This is a genomic window from Acinetobacter lwoffii, from assembly GCF_024129735.1.
Classification (GTDB): Bacteria; Pseudomonadota; Gammaproteobacteria; order Pseudomonadales; family Moraxellaceae; genus Acinetobacter; species Acinetobacter lwoffii_H.
Genome location: NZ_JAMXXK010000012.1, coordinates 50,757 through 70,197, shown reverse-complemented (window position 1 = coordinate 70,197; position 19,441 = coordinate 50,757). Strand labels below are relative to the sequence as shown.

At 43.1% G+C, this 19,441-nt stretch carries 21 protein-coding genes and 1 rRNA gene; 8 read left to right on the top strand and 14 right to left on the bottom strand.

The features are described 5' to 3' along the window. The 4 genes from NI469_RS05425 to NI469_RS05410 form a co-directional block, all read right to left on the bottom strand. Nucleotides 1-181: ribosomal RNA gene (locus NI469_RS05425) — 16S ribosomal RNA — on the bottom strand; the annotation flags it as partial. Nucleotides 182-621: 440 nt separating this feature from the next. Continuing rightward, nucleotides 622-1,698 (bottom strand): DUF6670 family protein, encoded by a 1,077-nt coding sequence (locus tag NI469_RS05420; protein WP_253174567.1) that lies wholly within the window; start codon nucleotides 1,696-1,698, stop codon nucleotides 622-624. 18 nt (nucleotides 1,699-1,716) lie between these two features. Beyond that, a complete protein-coding gene (gene pssA / locus NI469_RS05415) occupies nucleotides 1,717-2,538 on the bottom strand; it encodes a CDP-diacylglycerol--serine O-phosphatidyltransferase (RefSeq protein ID WP_005108642.1) in 822 nt (273 codons plus the stop codon). 38 nt (nucleotides 2,539-2,576) lie between these two features. Next, nucleotides 2,577-3,434 carry a 23S rRNA (adenine(2030)-N(6))-methyltransferase RlmJ gene (locus tag NI469_RS05410; RefSeq protein WP_004281423.1) on the bottom strand — a complete coding sequence of 286 codons (858 nt, stop codon included), beginning with the start codon at nucleotides 3,432-3,434 and terminating at the stop codon, nucleotides 2,577-2,579. Nucleotides 3,435-3,551: 117 nt separating this feature from the next. On the opposite strand from NI469_RS05410, the gene NI469_RS05405 reads away from it, so the two are divergent. Next, a complete protein-coding gene (locus NI469_RS05405; RefSeq protein ID WP_191111887.1) occupies nucleotides 3,552-4,154 on the top strand; it encodes a 2OG-Fe(II) oxygenase in 603 nt (200 codons plus the stop codon). A 70-nt stretch (nucleotides 4,155-4,224) separates the two neighbouring features. Further along, nucleotides 4,225-4,752, top strand: coding sequence for a hypothetical protein (locus NI469_RS05400; protein ID WP_005108638.1), 528 nt, complete (start codon nucleotides 4,225-4,227; stop codon nucleotides 4,750-4,752). Between the two features lie 89 nt (nucleotides 4,753-4,841). On the opposite strand, the gene NI469_RS05395 is transcribed toward NI469_RS05400, so the two are convergent. From NI469_RS05395 to NI469_RS05370, 6 genes are all read right to left on the bottom strand, one after another. After that, nucleotides 4,842-5,099: a DUF2789 family protein gene (locus NI469_RS05395; protein WP_004645106.1), complete on the bottom strand. Its 258-nt coding sequence runs from the start codon at nucleotides 5,097-5,099 to the stop codon at nucleotides 4,842-4,844. Between the two features lie 115 nt (nucleotides 5,100-5,214). Beyond that, the gene (locus NI469_RS05390) at nucleotides 5,215-5,469 is read right to left on the bottom strand and encodes a DUF2789 family protein (protein WP_253138811.1); all 255 of its coding nucleotides are present in this window, start codon (nucleotides 5,467-5,469) and stop codon (nucleotides 5,215-5,217) included. Nucleotides 5,470-5,520: 51 nt separating this feature from the next. After that, on the bottom strand, nucleotides 5,521-5,799 hold the full coding sequence (locus NI469_RS05385; RefSeq protein ID WP_004645104.1) for a DUF2789 family protein: 279 nt from the start codon (nucleotides 5,797-5,799) through the stop codon (nucleotides 5,521-5,523). A 169-nt stretch (nucleotides 5,800-5,968) separates the two neighbouring features. Further along, the gene (locus NI469_RS05380) at nucleotides 5,969-6,955 is read right to left on the bottom strand and encodes a malate dehydrogenase (protein ID WP_004645103.1); all 987 of its coding nucleotides are present in this window, start codon (nucleotides 6,953-6,955) and stop codon (nucleotides 5,969-5,971) included. Nucleotides 6,956-7,122: 167 nt separating this feature from the next. Further along, nucleotides 7,123-7,761, bottom strand: a complete 639-nt coding sequence (locus tag NI469_RS05375; protein ID WP_373683237.1) for a ribonuclease T2 family protein — start codon at nucleotides 7,759-7,761, stop codon at nucleotides 7,123-7,125. 32 nt (nucleotides 7,762-7,793) lie between these two features. Next, nucleotides 7,794-9,728 (bottom strand): lytic transglycosylase domain-containing protein, encoded by a 1,935-nt coding sequence (locus NI469_RS05370; RefSeq protein ID WP_253174570.1) that lies wholly within the window; start codon nucleotides 9,726-9,728, stop codon nucleotides 7,794-7,796. 334 nt (nucleotides 9,729-10,062) lie between these two features. Between NI469_RS05370 and miaB the strand changes: the two genes are divergently transcribed. From miaB to ybeY, 3 genes are read left to right on the top strand one after another with little or no spacing between them, the layout of a single operon-like run. After that, the gene (miaB, locus tag NI469_RS05365) at nucleotides 10,063-11,520 is read left to right on the top strand and encodes a tRNA (N6-isopentenyl adenosine(37)-C2)-methylthiotransferase MiaB (RefSeq protein WP_253174566.1); all 1,458 of its coding nucleotides are present in this window, start codon (nucleotides 10,063-10,065) and stop codon (nucleotides 11,518-11,520) included. A gap of 37 nt (nucleotides 11,521-11,557) precedes the next feature. Further along, on the top strand, nucleotides 11,558-12,634 hold the full coding sequence (locus NI469_RS05360; protein ID WP_253174565.1) for a PhoH family protein: 1,077 nt from the start codon (nucleotides 11,558-11,560) through the stop codon (nucleotides 12,632-12,634). 22 nt (nucleotides 12,635-12,656) lie between these two features. Continuing rightward, nucleotides 12,657-13,139 (top strand): rRNA maturation RNase YbeY, encoded by a 483-nt coding sequence (gene ybeY / locus NI469_RS05355; RefSeq protein WP_213686839.1) that lies wholly within the window; start codon nucleotides 12,657-12,659, stop codon nucleotides 13,137-13,139. Nucleotides 13,140-13,304: 165 nt separating this feature from the next. Here ybeY and NI469_RS05350 read toward each other — a convergent pair whose 3' ends face one another. Then, nucleotides 13,305-14,162, bottom strand: a complete 858-nt coding sequence (locus NI469_RS05350; protein ID WP_253174564.1) for an energy transducer TonB — start codon at nucleotides 14,160-14,162, stop codon at nucleotides 13,305-13,307. A 263-nt stretch (nucleotides 14,163-14,425) separates the two neighbouring features. Here NI469_RS05350 and NI469_RS05345 point away from each other — a divergent pair, with 263 nt between their 5' ends. The 3 genes from NI469_RS05345 (at nucleotide 14,426) to NI469_RS05335 (ending at nucleotide 16,649) form a co-directional block, all read left to right on the top strand. After that, nucleotides 14,426-15,112 (top strand): hypothetical protein, encoded by a 687-nt coding sequence (locus tag NI469_RS05345; RefSeq protein ID WP_174894205.1) that lies wholly within the window; start codon nucleotides 14,426-14,428, stop codon nucleotides 15,110-15,112. A 159-nt stretch (nucleotides 15,113-15,271) separates the two neighbouring features. Next, complete coding sequence (locus NI469_RS05340; protein ID WP_253174563.1) at nucleotides 15,272-15,985, top strand: DUF3108 domain-containing protein; 714 nt, start codon at nucleotides 15,272-15,274, stop codon at nucleotides 15,983-15,985. Nucleotides 15,986-16,073: 88 nt separating this feature from the next. Continuing rightward, on the top strand, nucleotides 16,074-16,649 hold the full coding sequence (locus NI469_RS05335) for a xanthine phosphoribosyltransferase (protein ID WP_253174562.1): 576 nt from the start codon (nucleotides 16,074-16,076) through the stop codon (nucleotides 16,647-16,649). Between the two features lie 311 nt (nucleotides 16,650-16,960). Here the strand turns inward: NI469_RS05335 and NI469_RS05330 are convergent, their stop codons facing one another. The 3 genes from NI469_RS05330 to NI469_RS05320 form a co-directional block, all read right to left on the bottom strand. After that, nucleotides 16,961-17,635 (bottom strand): hypothetical protein, encoded by a 675-nt coding sequence (locus NI469_RS05330; protein ID WP_253174561.1) that lies wholly within the window; start codon nucleotides 17,633-17,635, stop codon nucleotides 16,961-16,963. Nucleotides 17,636-17,719: 84 nt separating this feature from the next. After that, the gene (locus NI469_RS05325) at nucleotides 17,720-18,925 is read right to left on the bottom strand and encodes a CsgG/HfaB family protein (protein WP_253174560.1); all 1,206 of its coding nucleotides are present in this window, start codon (nucleotides 18,923-18,925) and stop codon (nucleotides 17,720-17,722) included. Then, on the bottom strand, nucleotides 18,919-19,296 hold the full coding sequence (locus NI469_RS05320) for a hypothetical protein (RefSeq protein WP_253174559.1): 378 nt from the start codon (nucleotides 19,294-19,296) through the stop codon (nucleotides 18,919-18,921). The genes NI469_RS05325 and NI469_RS05320 overlap by 7 nt, the downstream gene beginning before the upstream one ends. Nucleotides 19,297-19,441 lie beyond the last annotated feature (145 nt).

Sequence of the window (19,441 nt, the reverse complement as noted above, 5' to 3'; positions counted from 1 at the left end):
AGGACGTATGCGGTATTAGCATCCCTTTCGAGATGTTGTCCCCCACTAATAGGCAGATTCCTAAGCATTACTCACCCGTCCGCCGCTAGGTCAAGTAGCAAGCTACTCTTCCCCGCTCGACTTGCATGTGTTAAGCCTGCCGCCAGCGTTCAATCTGAGCCATGATCAAACTCTTCAGTTTAAAATCAGTAGTACCTTAAAGGGTACCAATCTTGGCTCATCAATTTTCTGACAAATATTTCTCAAATAAACTTCGAGTAATTTCTACCATCAATCAATGAAAATAATTTCGATCAATCAACCAGTAAAAATCCACACAAGTTGTTCTTCATAATCTCTTAATGATCTTCTTGCTGATTCGTCACCAGCAAGCTAGGTCGGCTATATTACTCTCTATCTCTAGAAAGTCAACCAGTAATAAAAACTATTTTTAAAATTTCTTTCTAAAACCGAACTTAATCAAACTTAACTAAGTCACTGTTTTATCAGAAGTTTTAATCTTCATCACCGCCGATGGATGTGCATTCTACAGCATTCCCGACCCAATACAACCCCTATTTTTAAATAATTCAGCAAAAATATCACGACTGTTTATTTATTCTACAAAAATCGCGATTTTCTTCATTTCTTGAGCAGTAAAGGGACTGAATTGGATAAATGACTTAATCTTTTTTCTGTTTTATTCTGTTCCTGAAAGCGTAAAGGCCGACAATCTATGTATTCACAATAGCCCCCCTCCCCACTTTCGGTTTCTTCATTTATTTTTACTTGATAACTAAAACTTCCTACATAGCCCGCTGCCAGGCCAAATTTAAAATCTCCACGACTTTGACCTTGTACCCAGATACAAGTACCGTCTGCATTTTCATAACACCATTCAAATTCTCGCGGCAAATACATAATTTGCCGATTGGGTGTCGTGACACGCGGATAAACACGATGAACTTTAAAATAAACTTTGCGATCGAACATTTGGGTCCGCATGTTTTTTAAATCACGCAGATAGATCCGCGACTGAACAATACGATTAAAACCATCCCGAATCTGCGCCAACAACAGTTGCCGATTTTCACTGAGATTAATAATTTGATAAGTCAGGAAGGCCAAAGGCAGATAGGGAAAGTTAAAACTCCGCGCGTATTCAAAGCTTCCCAGACCATCAATCGTATATTGCTGCGCTTTATAGTTCACCGTTCCCTGACAATGACATAGCAAAGACCAGTGATCTGCCAAGGAAAACCGCATTTTGGTAAAATGAGAAATCAGTTGAATAGTTTGAATATTTAAATCCAAACTGAGCTCCGAGTCAGAACGTTGCAAACGAAAATTTGGGAAATTTCCGCTCAATTGCTCCCGATCCAGAAACTGAAACAGACCCGATTTAAAATGACAGTCCTGCTTGACCGAGTAGTGATGTAATTGCCCCACCATATGCGGACTCGAACTGCAAATCACGGTGGCGGTATCTAAGGCTGTGGTTTCGATTGCGCTCGGGTTTGACAGCATGGGTGCATTGGGTTGCCCGATAATACTCATAAAGTTTAAATAATAGAGCGGTGCCGGAAGCCCGGGGATCATCAAACCTTGATGAATAATTTTATATTTTGAGGTAGGACCATGATAGGCGGGATAGCGCGAAACAGCAGGAGTCTGATTTAGCTGTTTCGAACGATCTAGAAAATCTTGAAGAAACCGCATCTCAGACTCCTTATATTTTTATAATGTACTCGATCTTTTTGCCATAAAGGTGGTTACAAAACCAGACAAGGCATAGAGAATAGAAATGACCAGAATGCCCACAGGAATATTATAAGTCATCGCTGCAAAGACGAATACGGCAATTGGTAGGACAAAAAATGGAACCCGTTTACGTTCTACAGTTTTAAATGAATAGTATTTGATATTGGAAATCATCAACAAGCCTACCGCAATGATGACCACTGCATTAATGACCTGAAGAGAAGGTTCACGAATATCAAAGATTTCTGGAAAATCCAGACCGACCCAGACCAGTGACACAATCATGATGGCAGCCAGAGGACTTGCGACACCAATAAAATAACGTTTGTCGACCACACCAATCTGTACATTGAAGCGTGCCAGACGGAACGCAGCACATGCGGTATAAACAAAACAAGCCGCCAGACCAATACGGCCCAAATCACTCAAGCCCCAGCTATACATCAAAATAGCGGGAGCTACGCCAAAAGCCAGCATGTCAGAAAGCGAGTCAAATTGTTCACCGAACGGACTTTGTGCACCAATAGCACGTGCCACACGTCCATCCAGTCCATCCAGTAATGCCGCAATAAAAATCGCATAAATAGCTTGCTGAAAATCACCATTCATACTGGCAATAATCGAGTAGAAACCTGACAACAACGCTGCCGTTGTAATCAGATTCGGCCATAGATAGATGCCTCGACGCTTAACTTTTTGCCCTTCCTGGGTATGCTCCTCTTCTTCTACCTCAAAGGTGATGCCATCGAAAGGCACTTCAGTTGAAGAGTCACGTTCCGGTTTGCTTATATTTGTCATTCTTGTCGATCCTAGCTATGACCTGATCTTTGAAAAAATTATTCGCCCACTAACCAACGAACTGCAGCGTGACCACCGTTTTCACTCATGCGAAGATGCGGGAATAACCACTGTAGTGCTTCATCAGCATCTTCAGAGAATTTCCAAGGTGGGTTAATCACCAGCAAACCACAACCGTTCAGGCCTACTGGGGTATCATCCGGCCATACACAGACTTCACACACCAGTTGACGGCGGATACCGGTCTTAAACATTTTCTTCTCAAAACGTTCAATCATGGCACGGTCTTTAATTGGATACCAAACGGCAAATACACCTGTCGGCCATTTCTTATACGCAGCAACCAGTAGTTCGACCAACTGCGGGAAATCTTTACGTTCCAGTTCATATGGCGGATCGATCATCACCAGACCACGTTTTTCTTTTGGCGGAATGACTGCCAACAGACCTTCGTATGCATCACGCTCATGCAAACCGGCACGCTTGTCAAAAATATTATGACGAAGTTGCTGGAATACATCACGCTGCATTTCAAAAATGGTCGCTTTATCAATTTCACGCATGCCTTCTAGCGCAAACCACGGCGAACCCGGATAAGCACCCTTACCAAAGTTTTCACGCATGTTTTCAACAATTTTCAAGTATTGTTGTACGCCTTCAGGTGCATTACGCTTGATCGAATCATCCAGCTTAATAAGACGATGAATACCGTTTAAAAACTCACCTGATTTTTGCGCTTCGGCAGTCGACAAATCATATTTACCTGCACCACCATGTGTATCTACATAGCGATAAGGTTTGTCTTTTGCATTCAGTCGAGTCAACAACTGAAGCAATAAAACGTGCTTCATGACATCGGCAAAGTTGCCTGCGTGGTAAGAGTGACGGTAATTCATGTTTCAATTATTCCTAAGATCAATTGCTATTTTAACATGAAAAACTATTTCGTTCAGAAACGATTATTGAACTAAAATAGCGGACCTTTTTTTACCACACTATCGAGAATTGAAAAAATGGAAGCAGTTATCATCCCAGGGGATTGGAATGTTGATCAAATCTTAGATGATTTAGATCAACATGGCTTTAGTATTGTTGACGATGCTTACTCTAGCGAATATCAACATGCAGTGAGTCAAGAATGCTTAAGCCACTTAAACGAATTTCGTAATGCAGCCATTCAAAATGGTGTCGTTAACAACATCCGTAGTGATCATATTCTTTGGTTACAACCTGAATTTCAAATTTCCCACCGACACATCCAAACACTTCAACAATTTTCCCAAATTTTAAACCGCGCGTTTTATTTAGGCATCAAAGATGTCGAAGCACATTTCGCTTGCTATCACGCGGGTGAGTTTTATGCTCTGCACCGTGACAACCCTCAAGATAAAAATGGCCGGATGATTTCCAGTGTGTATTATTTACATGGACAATGGCAGACGGACTGGGGCGGTGAACTACGCCTGCAGGACAAACATGGCCAGTGGCATATTATCCAGCCAAAACCAAACCGAATGGCGCTGTTCCAGAGCGATTTATTACATGAAGTTTTAATCTCTAAACAGCAACGTCTATCTATTACCGCCTGGCTAAGAAGTGATACCTCACTGCTCTAAGACGCGCTGCCGCTTTAAATTTTAATTTTTAACCTCATATAGCCATTATTGAGAAATGAGGATTGCGTTGATGCGATTAACAACCAAACAGATTATTCAACGTCTGGGTGAAACTGACCAATTGTATTTAAAAGGCAATACGCCGGAATTAACGCTTGAACGTGCTGATCTTCGTTTACAGCTGGTGACTTTAAGTGAACTGCGCCAGGAACAGCGACATTTCCTGCAAGAAGCCGTAGTGTTGCTGGAACAAGGCCGGGTAGAATTTGAAGAAATGCCGCTGCGCATGTATATCAACCTATCTTTGCATCTAGCCAAGGCCTATATGATGTTCTTTGAATTGACTAAAGAGCACCATTTTGCCCTGATTACCCAGCAAATTTTAAAGCCAATGGCCAGTTATGAGCATGGTGATATTTATTTCTTCCTGGCCTATGCCAGTGCCAGTAAAAATGAGCCAGCCCTGACTCGCCACTGGTTAGGTAAGTACACCAACACTGCCGAATTTGAGCTGGAATTATTACAGCAGCATCATGCATTTAATGATTATCGTCAGCACGAATGGTTTAACAAAATATTAAAAAGCAAAATGCATTAAGCCAAAGAATAAAACGCCTCAGATGAGGCGTTTTTTAATGCAAGTTATATCGTCTTACTCTAAATACCAGAAGAACACAGAAAAAATGATCAGGCAGGTTGACGTCTATAAGCGTCCATGTGCAGTTGCTGATTCAGTTCATCGACCCAAATTGCCCAATCATCATCTTGTACCAAATGGCTAATCAATAAAGAACGCTGGGCTTTATTCCAGAATGGCGCATCATGCAAGGACAGCCCTGCTGGCAGTTGATGGGTGCGTACATACAATTCAATAGCCGCAGGACTATTGGCGAGACCGAGCTGAGAAAACAAGAGCTCTAAGGATGGTTGGTTCTTTGCGAGCATCGCGCCCTCCTTATATCAGATAAATTGTAATTATTTATAGATCTAACTTATAAGATAAGACAAAAAAAACCTAGTCCTTTGACTAGGTTTGTTGTTTCTTTTTGTATGAATGCATTTAAACGCTTTGTTTGTCGCTTTCCACATGTAAAAGCTGATTTAACTTGTCAATAATGACAATCCATTCATCATCTTGGTGCCAATGTTCACGCAAGAAGGCACTTTGCCCCTCACTCCAGAATTCGGCATCTGGCAATGCGACTTCAGATGGTAATTGATGGGTATCGGTAAACTGAGTAATTGAGGCTTCATCAGAAGGCAAACCCAATTGTTCAAATAATAATTCTAAAGTTAACTGTTGTTCCGTAAGCATAAATAGACTCCATCGTAGCGTTAAATTATGAGCGTGTTGAGATTCGAATTCTTAGGTTGATTTATGGCTGGGTATGTCACAGGAACCTGAACCCTCTGCCTCAATATGTAATTGTTCATTTAACACATCGACAAAAATGGCCCAGTCATCATCTTTCTTCCAGTGACTGATCAGAAAGTCATGCTGTGATTTACTCCAAAAAGGAGCTTTATGCAGTGGCACATCCATACCAATTTGATGCGTGCTAATAAACTCGTCAATCGCTTCCGGACTCGAATCCAGACCCAATTGTTCAAAGAAAAGTTCGAAGGTGGCGCGTTGCTCTAACATCTGAACCTCCATCTTTTTATCTATAATCTTGTTTCTACCTTAGAGGGCTCATAGCGAAAACTCAGTTGTCTCTCCTTCACAGCTTGTTATTTTTTGTTGATTAAAGTGAGTGATACAAAAAAAGCACCCCAAATGGAGTGCTTTTTCAACTTAATCTGAAAAGATCAAATTATTTAAGCATGTCAGCAATTGCTGCGCGCTCTTCTTCAAGTTCATTCAACGTGAAGTTGATACGCTCTTGACTGAATTCGTCGATTTCTAGACCTTGAACGATTTTGTATTCACCGTTTTCAGTCGTTACAGGGAAACCGAACATTACGCCTTCAGGGATACCGTAAGAACCGTCAGAAGGAATACCCATCGTTACCCATTCGCCATTTGTGCCAAGAGCCCAATCGCGCATATGGTCGATTGCAGCGTTAGCAGCAGAAGCAGCAGAAGACAAACCACGTGCTTCGATGATCGCAGCACCACGTTTACCAACAGTCGGAAGGAATGTATTTGCATTCCATTCTTGGTCGTTGATCATGTCTTTAACGCTTTCGCCGTTAATTGTTGCAAAACGGTAGTCAGCATACATGGTTGGAGAGTGGTTACCCCAAACTGTAAGATTTTTGATGTCTTTAACCGCTTTACCAGTTTTAGCAGCAATTTGAGATGCAGCACGGTTGTGGTCAAGACGTAACATTGCAGTGAAGTTTTTCGCTGGAAGATCTGGAGCAGATTTCATTGCGATGTAAGCATTCGTGTTTGCAGGGTTACCAACAACTAGAACTTTAACGTCACGGCTCGCCACTTCGTTCAATGCTTGACCTTGACCGATGAAGATTTCACCGTTCACTTTAAGCAGGTCAGCACGTTCCATACCTGGACCACGTGGACGTGAACCAACTAGAAGCGCGTAGTCAGCATCTTTGAATGCAACTTTAGGATCATCAGTACCGATCATGTCTTCTAGTAATGGGAATGCACAATCTTGAAGCTCCATCATTACGCCTTTAAGCGCTTGTTGAGCTTTCTCAAAAGGAACTTCGAGCAATTGCAAAATCACTGGTTGATCTTTACCTAGCATTTCGCCGCTTGCGATACGGAATAATAGGCTGTAACCAATTTGACCTGCAGCGCCAGTAACGGCAACACGAACTGCTTGCTTCATCTAATTATCTCCAATTGAGGATATTCAATGCGATTAAATAGTTAGTATTTAATCTAATAATCGTAAACGCGAAAGATTGTACTCCAATCCTTTGCCAGATGCATATAAAAGAGGACGGATTTCACCTAAAGTCTGATAGGAAATATAAATTAAATCGGCAAAAAAGCTCAGTATGTTCCTTTTATTGTGACAGTTTTTGGGCATGTATTAATAATGTTGGCAGGACAGGATTTGTAATTGCCATTGGGGCGATAACAGACCTTGATCGAGGTAAGCACGCTAGCTGACTGAGTCTGCTGGCAGTTGAATCGCAAGGCATTGCCCGGTAATTGCGGATTAATTTTCAGGAATTTGGCTCGCAATGTATCGACAGAAATCGTGATATTTTCCTGTTCCGTTAGTTCCGCAGGCACTTTAAGACGATCTGCATAATTGATAATCGTCCGGAAATACTGACTGGCATTCATCGGCACGCAGCCACCGATATTGCGCCATAAAATTGTCCGGGTATTGTCATCCGGCATGATCCTGGCCACTACCTTGGACTGCAGTGGTGACAGTTTCGCAGAGCTATTGGTCGTGCAATTTTGTGATGTGGTCTGAGGATATAAGCCGGAGATATTCAGCGAATAACCTTCCAGACATTTTCGCTTCTTGGCATATTCCGGGTACAAGCTACATAAGGCCGGGACCATTTGTACATCCATGACATAGTCTGTTGGTGCAGCAAAGGCTGCCTGACTGCTGGCCAATACTACAAGCGCAACCGATCCAGCCCAGACTCGACGATCCTTCATTATTTTCATGAATAAATCACCATCCCCCAATAATTTTAATTTTATTGTGTATTACGTAATGGTATCAGTTGCATGCGTTTACCCACTGACTGTGCCCCCTGTCCTAACAAGATACCGTAATGCGTGGCATTGGTCATGACATGTTTCACATAATCTCGGGTTTCAAGTAAAGGAATACTTTCAGTATATTGATCTGCGGCAATCCCCTGAAATTCTGGCTGCCAGCGGCGGGCACGGTTTGGGCCAGCATTATAACCTGCCGTTGCCAGCACCGGACTATCGCTGAGCTGACGCTGAATCGTAGATAAATAGAATGTTCCGTAGCGAATATTGGTATTCATATCGGTGAGTGCCGCCGGGTTATAAGCTTCACCCATTTGACGTGCCACCAGCTTGGCCGTGTCCGGCATAATCTGCATCAGACCACCCGCACCTACATGTGAACGTGCCACAGTATTGAAACGGCTTTCCTGACGCATCAACCCGTAGGCCCAGGCTGGATCTATGCCGGCATTACGACTATGGCTGACCACGTAATTCTGATGCGGCATTGGAAAACGATAATTGTAGTTATGTTTGTTCGCGGTACGGTCGGCAGCATAAATGGCCCGATCATGCCAACCCATGTCCATGGCACGCTTTGCCGCAGCCAGCAACAGGTCATCATCTTTCTTCAGATAAGCCTGACGTACTGCCCAGTTCCATTCACGGTTAATGTAGTTCTCTGGGGCGCTGATATTACGTAAAGTGAAAGCACGGCGGAAATGAATATCCTGATTCAAGCGCTGCATAGCCTGATTGGATGGCTGTGCCGGGGTTGGTGTACTCGCGGTCACCTGCCCCAGCTTGTCGCGTGCCAAAAGATTGTGATAGTCATCTCCGATCGCCAGCTTACGATAAATACTTTCTGCTGCCTGCTTGGAAGCACGGTCAGCACGTTGTTCACTAGCACGAGCCAGCCAATATTGCCAGCGATCTTCCTGCTTCTGGTTGACGCTCATGCTGTCAATCGCACGAATCAGGCTTTCCCAGGCACTAAAACGAATCGCCTGACGCGCATAAATCTCGGCTTCTTCCGGGCTAAATGGCAGACCATAGCTGGCATCTAGCGCATTTAACACTTCCCGGTTGAAGTTGTTTTTCATGACTGTGGTACCACCGATATAACCGACAGCACGATATAAGGCGCGTTGTACCTGTACTGGTGTACCTTCGGCAGTCCGTTTGACGATAGACAAAGCTGAGTCCAAATCGCTATCGGCCAGACGTCCCAGCGCATAAATCAGATAGGCATGCTCCGCCGCAGTACTTTTAGGCGCAGACCACAAATAATTAGTGGGATTGGCTTGAATCGAATTTAGTTGTGCCAGAGACAGATTTAGACCAATGCCTTGCGCTGTCGCAATGGCCTGACCTGACTGTCCGGCACGAAGTTGTCCCCAGAGTCGCTGCTGACGGTCTTCTGCCGTCATAAGTGGACTGGATAGCATCATCCGGCCCAAACCGGTACAAGATTCAGGCTGGCTATTGGTAGTTAACCAGACTTCTTTAAACTCGGCATAGACCAGTTCATCGCCAGCTTTGGCGCGCACTTGTGCCACTGCACAGGCTTCGGCAGGATCAGCATTGGTTACATAAGGCAATACCGGTTGGGCAGTGCCAAAGTCTGCCATTTTTACTTTTTCTTCGACATAGTCCGCTGCCAGCTTTTCAGCCATGGCGGATTGAGGGTAACGCTGGGCAAAGCTGATAATCTGGCTGACAGGCTGCATGGCAAGATTCTGGTTTAAAATCCAGTATTCCGGATAATAGCCCAAGGCATCATTCTGCATAGACAGACGATATTGCTGTAACAGTTCAATATTGCCTGCATTGGCTGCACGCAAGGCATCATTAAATTGTTCTTCTGCTGCCTGTGTACTCGCTGAACAGATACATGCCACACTTAAAGTAATTAATTTATAGTATTTATACATAGTTTTAGTGTGTTTCAACATCCCTTTGCCTTCTATCATCGATTTTGTGCTTTGCCCATGTTGCATATCATAAGAGCTAGTTTGAAGATTATAACCAACTCTATTGTTCAGTTATGTAACCTTATGATTAAGCAATATTAATCTACAGACAATTTTTGCCCATAAATCAATATTTTTCCACAGTTAATTTGGGCTATAAGTTTAAGCGACTTTCCTGCTAAAATATGCGCCTTTCCAAGATTTCAGTCCGTGAATTGAATTTTTATTCACCTGTTTGATGCATCAATCAGGCTGTTCGTTCACTCTTTCAACGTATTACCTTGTAGGAGCCTACATGACGGTTCAAACCTTCATTCCGAATGGTGCCCCAGCTGCCTCAGAAAACACTGTTACCCAGCCAGCGCACACCCCTGTTAGCGATGCTTCAGTCAAAAAACTGTACATCGAAACACAAGGGTGTCAGATGAATGAGTACGACAGTCACCGTATGGCAGACCTGTTAGGCGATTCTCATGGCTATGTGCTGACCAACGATCCTAAAGATGCCGATATTCTGCTGATGAATACCTGCTCGATCCGTGAAAAAGCCCAAGAAAAAGTGTTTTCCGAGCTGGGTCGCTGGCGCAAACTGAAAGACAAGAATCCGGATCTGATTATCGGGGTTGGCGGCTGTGTGGCGTCTCAGGAAGGCGACAACATCCAGAAACGTGCCAATTATGTCGATATGATTTTTGGCCCGCAAACTCTGCACCGCTTGCCACAAATGCTGGATCAGCATTTTGACCAGATCGAAAAACCGAAAAAAGAAAAAATCAAACTGGTAGATATCTCCTTCCCGGATATCGAAAAATTCGACTTTCTGCCTGAACCGCGTGTTGAGGGCTATAAAGCCTTTGTTTCGATCATGGAAGGCTGTTCAAAATATTGTTCGTTCTGCGTGGTGCCTTATACCCGTGGTGAAGAAGTGTCTCGCCCACTGGATGATGTACTGGCTGAAATTGCGGGTCTGGCAGAAAAAGGCGTGCGTGAAATTTCCCTGCTGGGTCAAAACGTCAATGGCTATCGTGGTGAAACATTCGAAGGCAATATCTGTACTTTTGCCGATCTGTTGCGTTTAGTCGCGGATATTCCGGGCATTGGCCGGATTCGTTATACCACTTCGCATCCACTGGAATTTAATGACGACCTGATCCAGTGTTATCGTGACCTGCCACAAATGGTTTCACATCTGCATCTGCCGGTACAAAGCGGTTCCAATGATGTGTTGCAAGCCATGAAGCGTAACCATACGATTGATGTTTACATCGAAAAGATTAAAAAGTTACGTGCAGTTCGCCCTGACATGCACCTATCTTCAGACTTTATCATTGGTTTCCCGGGTGAAACAGGTGAAAACTTTGAAGAGACTTATCAGTTTATTCAGGATCTAGATTTCGACCACTCTTATAGTTTTATCTATTCAAAACGCCCGGGTACGCCTGCGGCAGAACTGGAAGATACGATCTCTGAAGATGTGAAAAAAGAACGTCTGGCTAAAGTTCAGCAATGGATTAAGCGTTCAAGCATTGACAAGACGGATGCCATGCTCGGGTCTATCCAGCGTGTACTGATCGAAAAAGTTTCTGATAAAGATCCGAATATTCTGGTCGGTACGGCGGACAATACCCGTTATGTCAACTTTATTGGTGACCCTGCCTGGGTAGGCCGCTTTGCCGAGATTGAAATTACCGAAATTAAAACTTTGAATTTAGTTTATGGTGAGCTCTTGAATCTTGAGCCTGACGTGGCGTAATGTAGAGCATATAACGCACACTTCATAAGGAACACTCTTGACTGCAGCGATTCGACGTACAGTAGCTTTTCCTGGAATTTCGATGGACCGTATACAAGCCATGTTAGGTGCCTATAACGGCCATTTGAAGCAAATTGAACAACGTTTAGACGTCAAAATCTCCCATCGTGGAGAAAGTTTTATTATTGATGGTGGAATCGATGCCGTTGAGAGAGCCGAAATGCTCTTGCAACGTCTTCATGAAGAATCTGAACATAGTCAGCAGATTAGTGCAGATACTTTACATCTGATGATTCAGGGCAGCCAGACTGACCGCGAGCTTCAGCAAGATCTGGATGATCAGGAACATACGGGGCTGGACAATGTGTGGCTGCAAACCCGTAAAGGCCGGATCAATCCGCGTGGTGCCAACCAGAAACGTTATGTACAGCGCATTCTGCAAAGTGATATTTCTTTTGGTATTGGCCCTGCCGGTACAGGTAAAACCTATCTCGCCGTTGCAGCTGCAGTGGATATGCTGGAACGCAATGAAATCCAACGTATCCTGTTAGTCCGTCCTGCGGTTGAAGCCGGTGAAAAACTTGGTTTCTTGCCGGGGGATTTATCCCAGAAAATCGATCCGTACTTACGTCCCTTGTATGACGCGCTGTATGAAATGCTTGGATTTGAAAAAGTGGCCAAGTTGATCGAACGTCAAGTGATTGAAGTCGCTCCGCTTGCTTATATGCGTGGCCGTACCCTGAATCATTCTTTCGTGATTCTGGATGAAGCGCAGAACACTACCCCAGAACAGATGAAGATGTTCCTGACCCGTTTAGGTTTTGGCTCACGTGCTGTGATTACGGGCGACGTAACTCAGGTGGATTTACCGCGTGGTCAGCAATCCGGTCTGTCACATGCCTTGCGCGTGATTGATAAAATTCCTGAAATTCATATCACCCGTTTCCATTCGCGTGATGTGGTACGTCATCAGCTGGTACAGAAAATTGTCGAAGCCTACGAAGGTTGGGACAGTGAACAGCAGCGTTTAAGTGCTGAAGCACGTGCCGAACGTAAAGCACGTCAGGAAGCCTTGATCGCTGAAAATGATGCTGCGGCAGACGCACAGCATTAAGCTTTAAACTTAAGGATTTGTGTTGAAACTTAGTCTTTCCTTACAACAGGACTTTCAGTCGCCTGAACTGGTACTGAAGCGGGCCTACATTAAAAAAGTTGTAGAAACCACTTTACGTCATATCGGCACTCAGAGTAATTGCGAAATCGGAATTGCCTGTGTCGATAATGACGAAAGTCATAAACTGAATCTGGAATATCGAGGCAAGGACAAACCGACCAATGTACTGTCTTTCCCGAGTGAGCTTCCAGATGAAATGGCGCAGTTTCTGGATGCATTTCCCATTGGTGATCTGGTGATCTGTATTCCTGTGGTATTACGTGAAGCGAGTGAACAGGGCAAAGCGCCTTTGACTCACTTTACCCATATGCTGGTTCATGGCACCTTGCACTTAATGGGCTATGATCATGAAACTTCAGATGAAGATGCAGAAGAAATGGAAGGCATTGAAATCGAAATTCTGGCCAAGCTGGGCTTTGAAAATCCTTATCTGGAACAAAACTAAAATTTCTTCATAAAAAAAGCGGGCCAAGGCTCGCTTTTTTTATTGTTTACCCTCACCCCAACCCTCTCCCATAAGGAGAGGGAGTTTTAATACCTATAGCTCAATGATAGTTCTCCCTCCCTTTGGGAGGGAGTTAGAGGGAGGGTTTACAAATGAATAAATAGTCTAACGCACCTCAAACTCTGCTTCAGCCGGGTCAAAACGCCAGGTACGAATCACCCGCAGTTCGGAAATTTCTTTCATTTTGCTATCGAAAGCACCAAATGGGGCTGCCTTACGCACGGAAGCTTTGGCTGCTTCGTCCAGCATGGCATGTCCTGAACTGTCAATCAGCCGAATGGCACGAATTCCGCCATTCTGGTTCAGGATCACCATCAGCCGCACTTCCCCTGCCAGATTCTGTTGTTTCGCTGCTTCCGGATAGTAGCGGTTCCCATAGAATTCCACCTTCTCGCGGAACTTTTCCAGATAGGCGGCCGAAACATCCTGCTTGGCCTGAATCCCATCTACAGTTTTAATTTTTTGCTGACGACTGAAATTTTGTTGACGCTGTAAATATTGCGCTTCCAGACTGGCGACCATGGCCGCTTTGGCCTGAAACTGGCTCTGTAATTGCTCCTGCATTTTTTTACGCTGATTTTCTTCCGCCTGCTTTTGCCAACTCAAGGTGGTCATCAGGACTTTTTCTTCAAAACTGAGTTCCTGTTGCTGTTGCAGCATATCTAGACTTTCTTGCAGTTCTTCACCTGCATGTTGCTCCATTAACGGCGATGGCATATCACTCGACATGCGATGAGCTTCTCTAAACTGGCCGGAACCCTGCTGGTCCGTTTGGGCCAGAAAATCAGCATGCTCAATTTTTTCATCAGTTTGGCGCAAGCTGACCGCGATTTCTTTGGTACTGGTATCCCGATCTTGCGGCATACCAAATTCCAGTGTCAGCACGATCAAATGCAGAATGCCTGCGGCAAGCAACGCACTGCTAAACACTGGATCTTTCCACCAAGTTCTGACCAGAGGCATGAGTATCATCGTTTTTTCACATTCGCCTAAACTCAATAATGAGTTCAGCTCCCCAAAAAAGTATTTGAAAGATTAAAAATAAACGGATTCGTCATTTATCTTTTTAAAATGCCAAATCCATCAAATCTTCAACGTTACATAACTAAAACTATAAAAATGGTGCTATTTATTTTGCTAAACTTCAAGCATGAACGCTTGTATTTTTCATACAATTCGACAAGATACATCCCGAGTCAAAAATAAAGTTGCCAGGACGCTTCAGTATGCAAACGCTAATTTCCAATATTTCCAACCGAATCCGCCAAGTGTATCAGAGGGCGGAAGGATTTATTGAAGATGAGCGTGAATTTCCCTTATCGCAAGTCTTCCTGAATGCAACTTTTCAGCGCTTTGTCACAGATAATGTCGATGCATTGAAAGACTTACATGCAGATTTACATGAAGACTGGCTGCGTTTATATGCAACACTAGATTATAAAGGCTTGATTGTCACTTTATCGGTTGATTTGAAACTGGTACAGATGGAACTGAATAAAACTACCCAGTTGATCGTGTTCGAGCAAATTAGTGATACTCAGCTGATTGAAGCCAAATATCCGAATATGCTGTATAAACTGGGCGTGCGTTTTGGCCTGTTTTTCTATCAACGTGTCTTGCATAAAGATCCTTTGGGAATGATTCTGGAAAAATTGGGTGTAATTAAAGTCATCGATGACTTGCTCTATCTGGATTTAAATCGCTGGTTAGGCAAAAGCCGATCGGTCATTGATACCTTGGGCAAAGTTCATGTGAATCACGCAGTACTTCGTGAAGCCGAACTGGTGGTGATTGGTAATGTCAATCTGGCCGCCCTGTTTAGAAAACTCTCCCAAGATCAGGAAGAAAACTGGGATGAAGACGAGATGGATGACAACCGGGTCACCCCCATCAAACAGAAAGATCCTTCTTAAATCATGCCAAACGTAGTTTTTGAACAAAAGTTCCATAAAACTACATGAAATATACATTTTTGGCAGAAATATCCCTTCAATTTCCATATTTTGCCCAAATAATAAAGGGTCCAATAAGTGATATGTTTTGCCAATTGAATCAATATAGGAAAATAACTGATGGCGAAGACTGTATTCAAAATTTTAGTGATGACCACGGGTCTGAGCAGCGCAATACTGTTCACTGGTATTTCTAGCCAGGCTTTTGCCATGACTCCTTTCCAGGCCAGTTATCAATTTAGCTATAATGGCAAGAATATGGGTTCTGCAACACGGACTCTAAGTAAATCTGGCAATAACTGGACGTATGTCTTTGCTGCAAAAGCCGGGGGGATTGCCTCTGCAACCGAAACCAGCCGCTTTACTTTTAATAATGGCAAGATCGGCTCAAGCAGTTTCAGTCGCAGCAGTAAAGTACTGGTGCATAACAATACCATGAGTATTAATTTCAATCCTTCCAGCAAAAGCATCAGTACCAAGAAAGACGATGAGAAACGTTCTTTTGCCTGGAGAGCAGATGTTCTGGATGAGTTGAATGCGGAATTGCAGATCCGTGAAGATTTAAAAAATTCAGGTCTGAAAGCAAATTACTATATCGCTGATGCCAAAGAAGTTGAAGGCCGTAAGTTTGTCAAACAGGGTTCAGAGACTATAAGCACCAAATACGGATCCTTTAATACCATTAAAGTGGTGATGAAACACAGCAAACCAGGTCGTGAAACCATTTTCTGGCTGGCACCAAAACTTGACTATCTTCCAGTCAAAGTTTCGCATGTCGACAAGAAAACCTCCTATGGTTTACTGTTAACTGACTATAAAGGTGCAAGCAACTAAGTTTTTGGCGAATTTCACTTGATTTTTTCCGGGTGCTTTTTACAATACGCTTTTGCTTGAAAAAGCACCTGCTCTTGAGGATTCTCCCGTGCATGCACTAGAACAGAAAATCTTGGCTGAAGGCATCGTCCTCTCTGAAGAAGTTTTGAAAGTAGACTCTTTCTTAAACCATCAGATTGATCCAGTCATGATGCAACTGATTGGTCAAGAATTTGCGCGTCTGTTTAAGGATGCTGGTATTACCAAAATTATTACGATTGAAGCATCAGGTATTGCACCTGCCGTAATGGCCGGCCTAGAGCTTGGCGTACCTGTAATCTTTGCACGTAAATACCAGTCTCTCACCCTGAAAGATGATTTATATCGTTCTAAAGTCTTTTCATTTACCAAACAGACTGAAAGCACGATCGCGATTTCAAATAAACACATCAGCTTAACCGATAAGGTTTTAGTGATCGATGATTTCCTGGCTAATGGTCAAGCGGCTTTAGGTCTTGCAGACCTGATCCACCAGGCAAATGCAGAAGTAGTCGGTATTGGCATTGTGATTGAAAAATCATTCCAGCCAGGTCGTGACCTGCTGCTTGAAAAAGGCTACCGTGTGGAATCGCTGGCACGCGTGAAGTCTTTGGCAAATGGTACAGTTGAATTCATTCGCGACTAAACTCGCTAATGAATTTTAAAAGAGCGCTGATGCGCTCTTTTTTTATTGCGTTTTTCTGATGATATAAATTTAAAATATCCGGAACTCAGCTATAGCTCAGCCTAAGTTCTTATTTATTCTTCCAGATTTGATCCTAGATAAATGACTTAATCTTAAGCTCCAGACTATTCAATTTCTGAAATAGAGAATGTCATTAAATAAGTACTTTTTTATCCGATGAATAAACAACAATTTATGTGGATGTTATTATAAAATAAAGAGGCCTAACTATCTGCCAATAGTTAGACCTGTGTTCACCTCAAAAAAAGAGTTTATTTAACAGTCACAGTGATACTACCGCTATTCACAGCACCGATAGCGGTAGTTGTGATGCTGTTGTTAATAGCAGTTTGAGTTCCTTCTGCAATAGCACTGACTGATGCATCAATAGCACCTGCATTATAAGCAATATTCGCTACACTATAATTGCTTAAAGTTTCATTGATTTCCTCACTATAGTTGGTACTCAGTGTTGAACTCGCAACTTCCGAGATATCTGAACTATCCCCAATCTCTGATAGCTCCTCTAGAGTTTCAGAATTATTAGTTGCACTCGTTACTGCACTGTAGTCGTAGTTATCCGTTGCATCTGATATGTCTGATACCACCTTATTGTAGCTACCCTGCTCAATACTGATACTACCGGTATTCGCAGCACCAATCGCAGTAGTTTCAATTGTACCTTCAATTGAACTAATGGCTTCTGGTGCTTCTCTTGTAGCTTCTGCAATTGCTTCTAAATCGACGCTTGCATCAACATCACCTGTATTCACTGCAAGATTCAAAGCAGAACCATTTTCAACCTGCTGAGAAATAGAATCCAGGGTAGCTTGCAAGCCTGTATCTACGGTGACGTCAGTAGGTGTTTCATCTCCTTGGGCGTATGCCATACCTGTACCAGACAGAAAGGCGACGGATAAAGCGATTGTTTTGATTGTGTTTTTCATCGTTGTTCTTCCTACTTTTGTTTTGAAGTACCTCTCGCTAAGTACTCCTTCTTATAATGGGAGCGAGCCCATTTTTAAATATTTTTAATCACGTTGCATGCTAGACCAGTAATTTTCGACCACATCAGGATTGACCTCCCATAGCGTTGTAGTTTTTTCATCTTCTTGTTCTTTATCAGCCTTTTCTTGAGTATCTTTTTCTTCATTCTTTTCATTTGAAGAAGGTTGACGCTGCTTCTTGCTGATATATTTAATCAAGTCCTGTTTACTCATTTCAGGCTCTGCTTCAGGGTTTTGAATCACCTCAGACTCTTTCTGTTTAGGTGGTTTTGTATCTTTGCTCGGAGAGTTGGTTGACTTATTTTTTTCATTGAATGAGTCTCCCTGGCTTGAGACTGACTCCTGAACAGCACTGCTTGAAGCAGTACTATTTTGTTGGTGGTTTTTCTTGTATTTATGCAGCGCAACAGAACTTCGGGTTAAGTTTAATTGACCGAACTCTGGCGGTATCTGCGCACGACAGCTTTCAAATACGGCGGGTGGGACAACCTGACTCAGCAATTCAAAAGTGGCCAGATTCAACATTTGTCGCAAGGCAAAATTAGTTGCCTCGCGTTCTCCTTTTCCAATCTGAATGTTTAAGAGTGTACGACCAGCGAATCTGCCTGCACTTAAGCCATAATCCTGTGCAGCAATTTGCTTCTGCAATGAAACATTGCCCACGACTTTACTGCTGCGGGTATCTGTCAGAGATAAATCCAGACCGACCATAATCCGGGTTTGACTATAATTCGGGCCGACACCGGCGATTTGCATATCAAAACCACCACCCGGAATAAAATCAAGACTGTTAATACTGCCTGTCACATAATAATCAGAAGCCTGGATTTGTCTTGGATCACGAATGCCCCACTTGGCTTCGCTTTCGATAATCCGGGGATCACGCCGGTTCATTAAGCTCACCCCCGCCTGAAACAAGGCAGATTGCACCATATCTCCCGCACCTTGGGTCACCATTTTTCCGCTACCACCATTGGTAACTACATCCTTACCAGTTTGATCCAGAATTGCCCCTACGGAGAAACTCACGTCACTACGTAATTGTCCTTTTAGGCAGGATAAAGCCATATCAAAAGGGGTAAAAATATCGGTAATTGGGGGACCTTGCACCAGGCTAACTGGCTTCTTGTTTGAGGGTGCTAAACCTGTGCAGCCTGTTAAAAAAGAACTAAAAAGGACGGTGACACTTACGAAAGATAAATATCTTCTGGTCGAGGAGAAATTCAACATTGTGATTCTCCTGGTCTGTTACTTAAATTAAGACAGCGCTGAGGATTTTGGTTGGTATTTGAATTGACTGGTGCTTCATTCAGCAATTCACTCGTAATATCAATATTGTTGTCTGCACCCTCTACATTGATATTGTTGGTCGGGGTATTTACCGTCCCGATGGAAGTGGTTGAGGTGCTATGAACGGTGGTTTTACCTAATCCGGAATAATAGTCTGACTCCTTGAGTTCGATCAGATTGGCTTGAACTAGATTCTCATTGGAACGGGCACTGGATGATTTCCAACGCTGAGTCCACTCATCAGAGGTGGCATAAGCGTTACTCAGAAAAAATAAACCTAATAAACCCAGATTGATAACTAATATTCTCATAATCTTAATATCCTCTGACTTAAGATATTTATTTAATTTTTCATTTAAGTAAGATTAAATTTATCTGAAAAATATTAAATCACATAAAATTATAAAATGTAAAACTTATCCCTATTCACTTATTTTTTTTGTTTTATTTAAAAAT

What these genes read in the sequence shown, in the direction of transcription:
- NI469_RS05420 (WP_253174567.1), bottom strand. Translation starts at nt 1,698, where the DNA reads ATGCGGTTTCTTCAAGATTTTCTAGATCGTTCGAAACAGCTAAATCAG.
- pssA (WP_005108642.1), bottom strand. Translation starts at nt 2,538, where the DNA reads ATGACAAATATAAGCAAACCGGAACGTGACTCTTCAACTGAAGTGCCT.
- NI469_RS05410 (WP_004281423.1), bottom strand. Translation starts at nt 3,434, where the DNA reads ATGAATTACCGTCACTCTTACCACGCAGGCAACTTTGCCGATGTCATG.
- NI469_RS05405 (WP_191111887.1), top strand. Translation starts at nt 3,552, where the DNA reads ATGGAAGCAGTTATCATCCCAGGGGATTGGAATGTTGATCAAATCTTA.
- NI469_RS05400 (WP_005108638.1), top strand. Translation starts at nt 4,225, where the DNA reads ATGCGATTAACAACCAAACAGATTATTCAACGTCTGGGTGAAACTGAC.
- NI469_RS05395 (WP_004645106.1), bottom strand. Translation starts at nt 5,099, where the DNA reads ATGCTCGCAAAGAACCAACCATCCTTAGAGCTCTTGTTTTCTCAGCTC.
- NI469_RS05390 (WP_253138811.1), bottom strand. Translation starts at nt 5,469, where the DNA reads ATGCTTACGGAACAACAGTTAACTTTAGAATTATTATTTGAACAATTG.
- NI469_RS05385 (WP_004645104.1), bottom strand. Translation starts at nt 5,799, where the DNA reads ATGTTAGAGCAACGCGCCACCTTCGAACTTTTCTTTGAACAATTGGGT.
- NI469_RS05380 (WP_004645103.1), bottom strand. Translation starts at nt 6,955, where the DNA reads ATGAAGCAAGCAGTTCGTGTTGCCGTTACTGGCGCTGCAGGTCAAATT.
- NI469_RS05375 (WP_373683237.1), bottom strand. Translation starts at nt 7,761, where the DNA reads ATGAAAATAATGAAGGATCGTCGAGTCTGGGCTGGATCGGTTGCGCTT.
- NI469_RS05370 (WP_253174570.1), bottom strand. Translation starts at nt 9,728, where the DNA reads ATGTATAAATACTATAAATTAATTACTTTAAGTGTGGCATGTATCTGT.
- miaB (WP_253174566.1), top strand. Translation starts at nt 10,063, where the DNA reads ATGACGGTTCAAACCTTCATTCCGAATGGTGCCCCAGCTGCCTCAGAA.
- NI469_RS05350 (WP_253174564.1), bottom strand. Translation starts at nt 14,162, where the DNA reads ATGCCTCTGGTCAGAACTTGGTGGAAAGATCCAGTGTTTAGCAGTGCG.
- NI469_RS05345 (WP_174894205.1), top strand. Translation starts at nt 14,426, where the DNA reads ATGCAAACGCTAATTTCCAATATTTCCAACCGAATCCGCCAAGTGTAT.
- NI469_RS05340 (WP_253174563.1), top strand. Translation starts at nt 15,272, where the DNA reads ATGGCGAAGACTGTATTCAAAATTTTAGTGATGACCACGGGTCTGAGC.
- NI469_RS05330 (WP_253174561.1), bottom strand. Translation starts at nt 17,635, where the DNA reads ATGAAAAACACAATCAAAACAATCGCTTTATCCGTCGCCTTTCTGTCT.
- NI469_RS05325 (WP_253174560.1), bottom strand. Translation starts at nt 18,925, where the DNA reads ATGTTGAATTTCTCCTCGACCAGAAGATATTTATCTTTCGTAAGTGTC.
- NI469_RS05320 (WP_253174559.1), bottom strand. Translation starts at nt 19,296, where the DNA reads ATGAGAATATTAGTTATCAATCTGGGTTTATTAGGTTTATTTTTTCTG.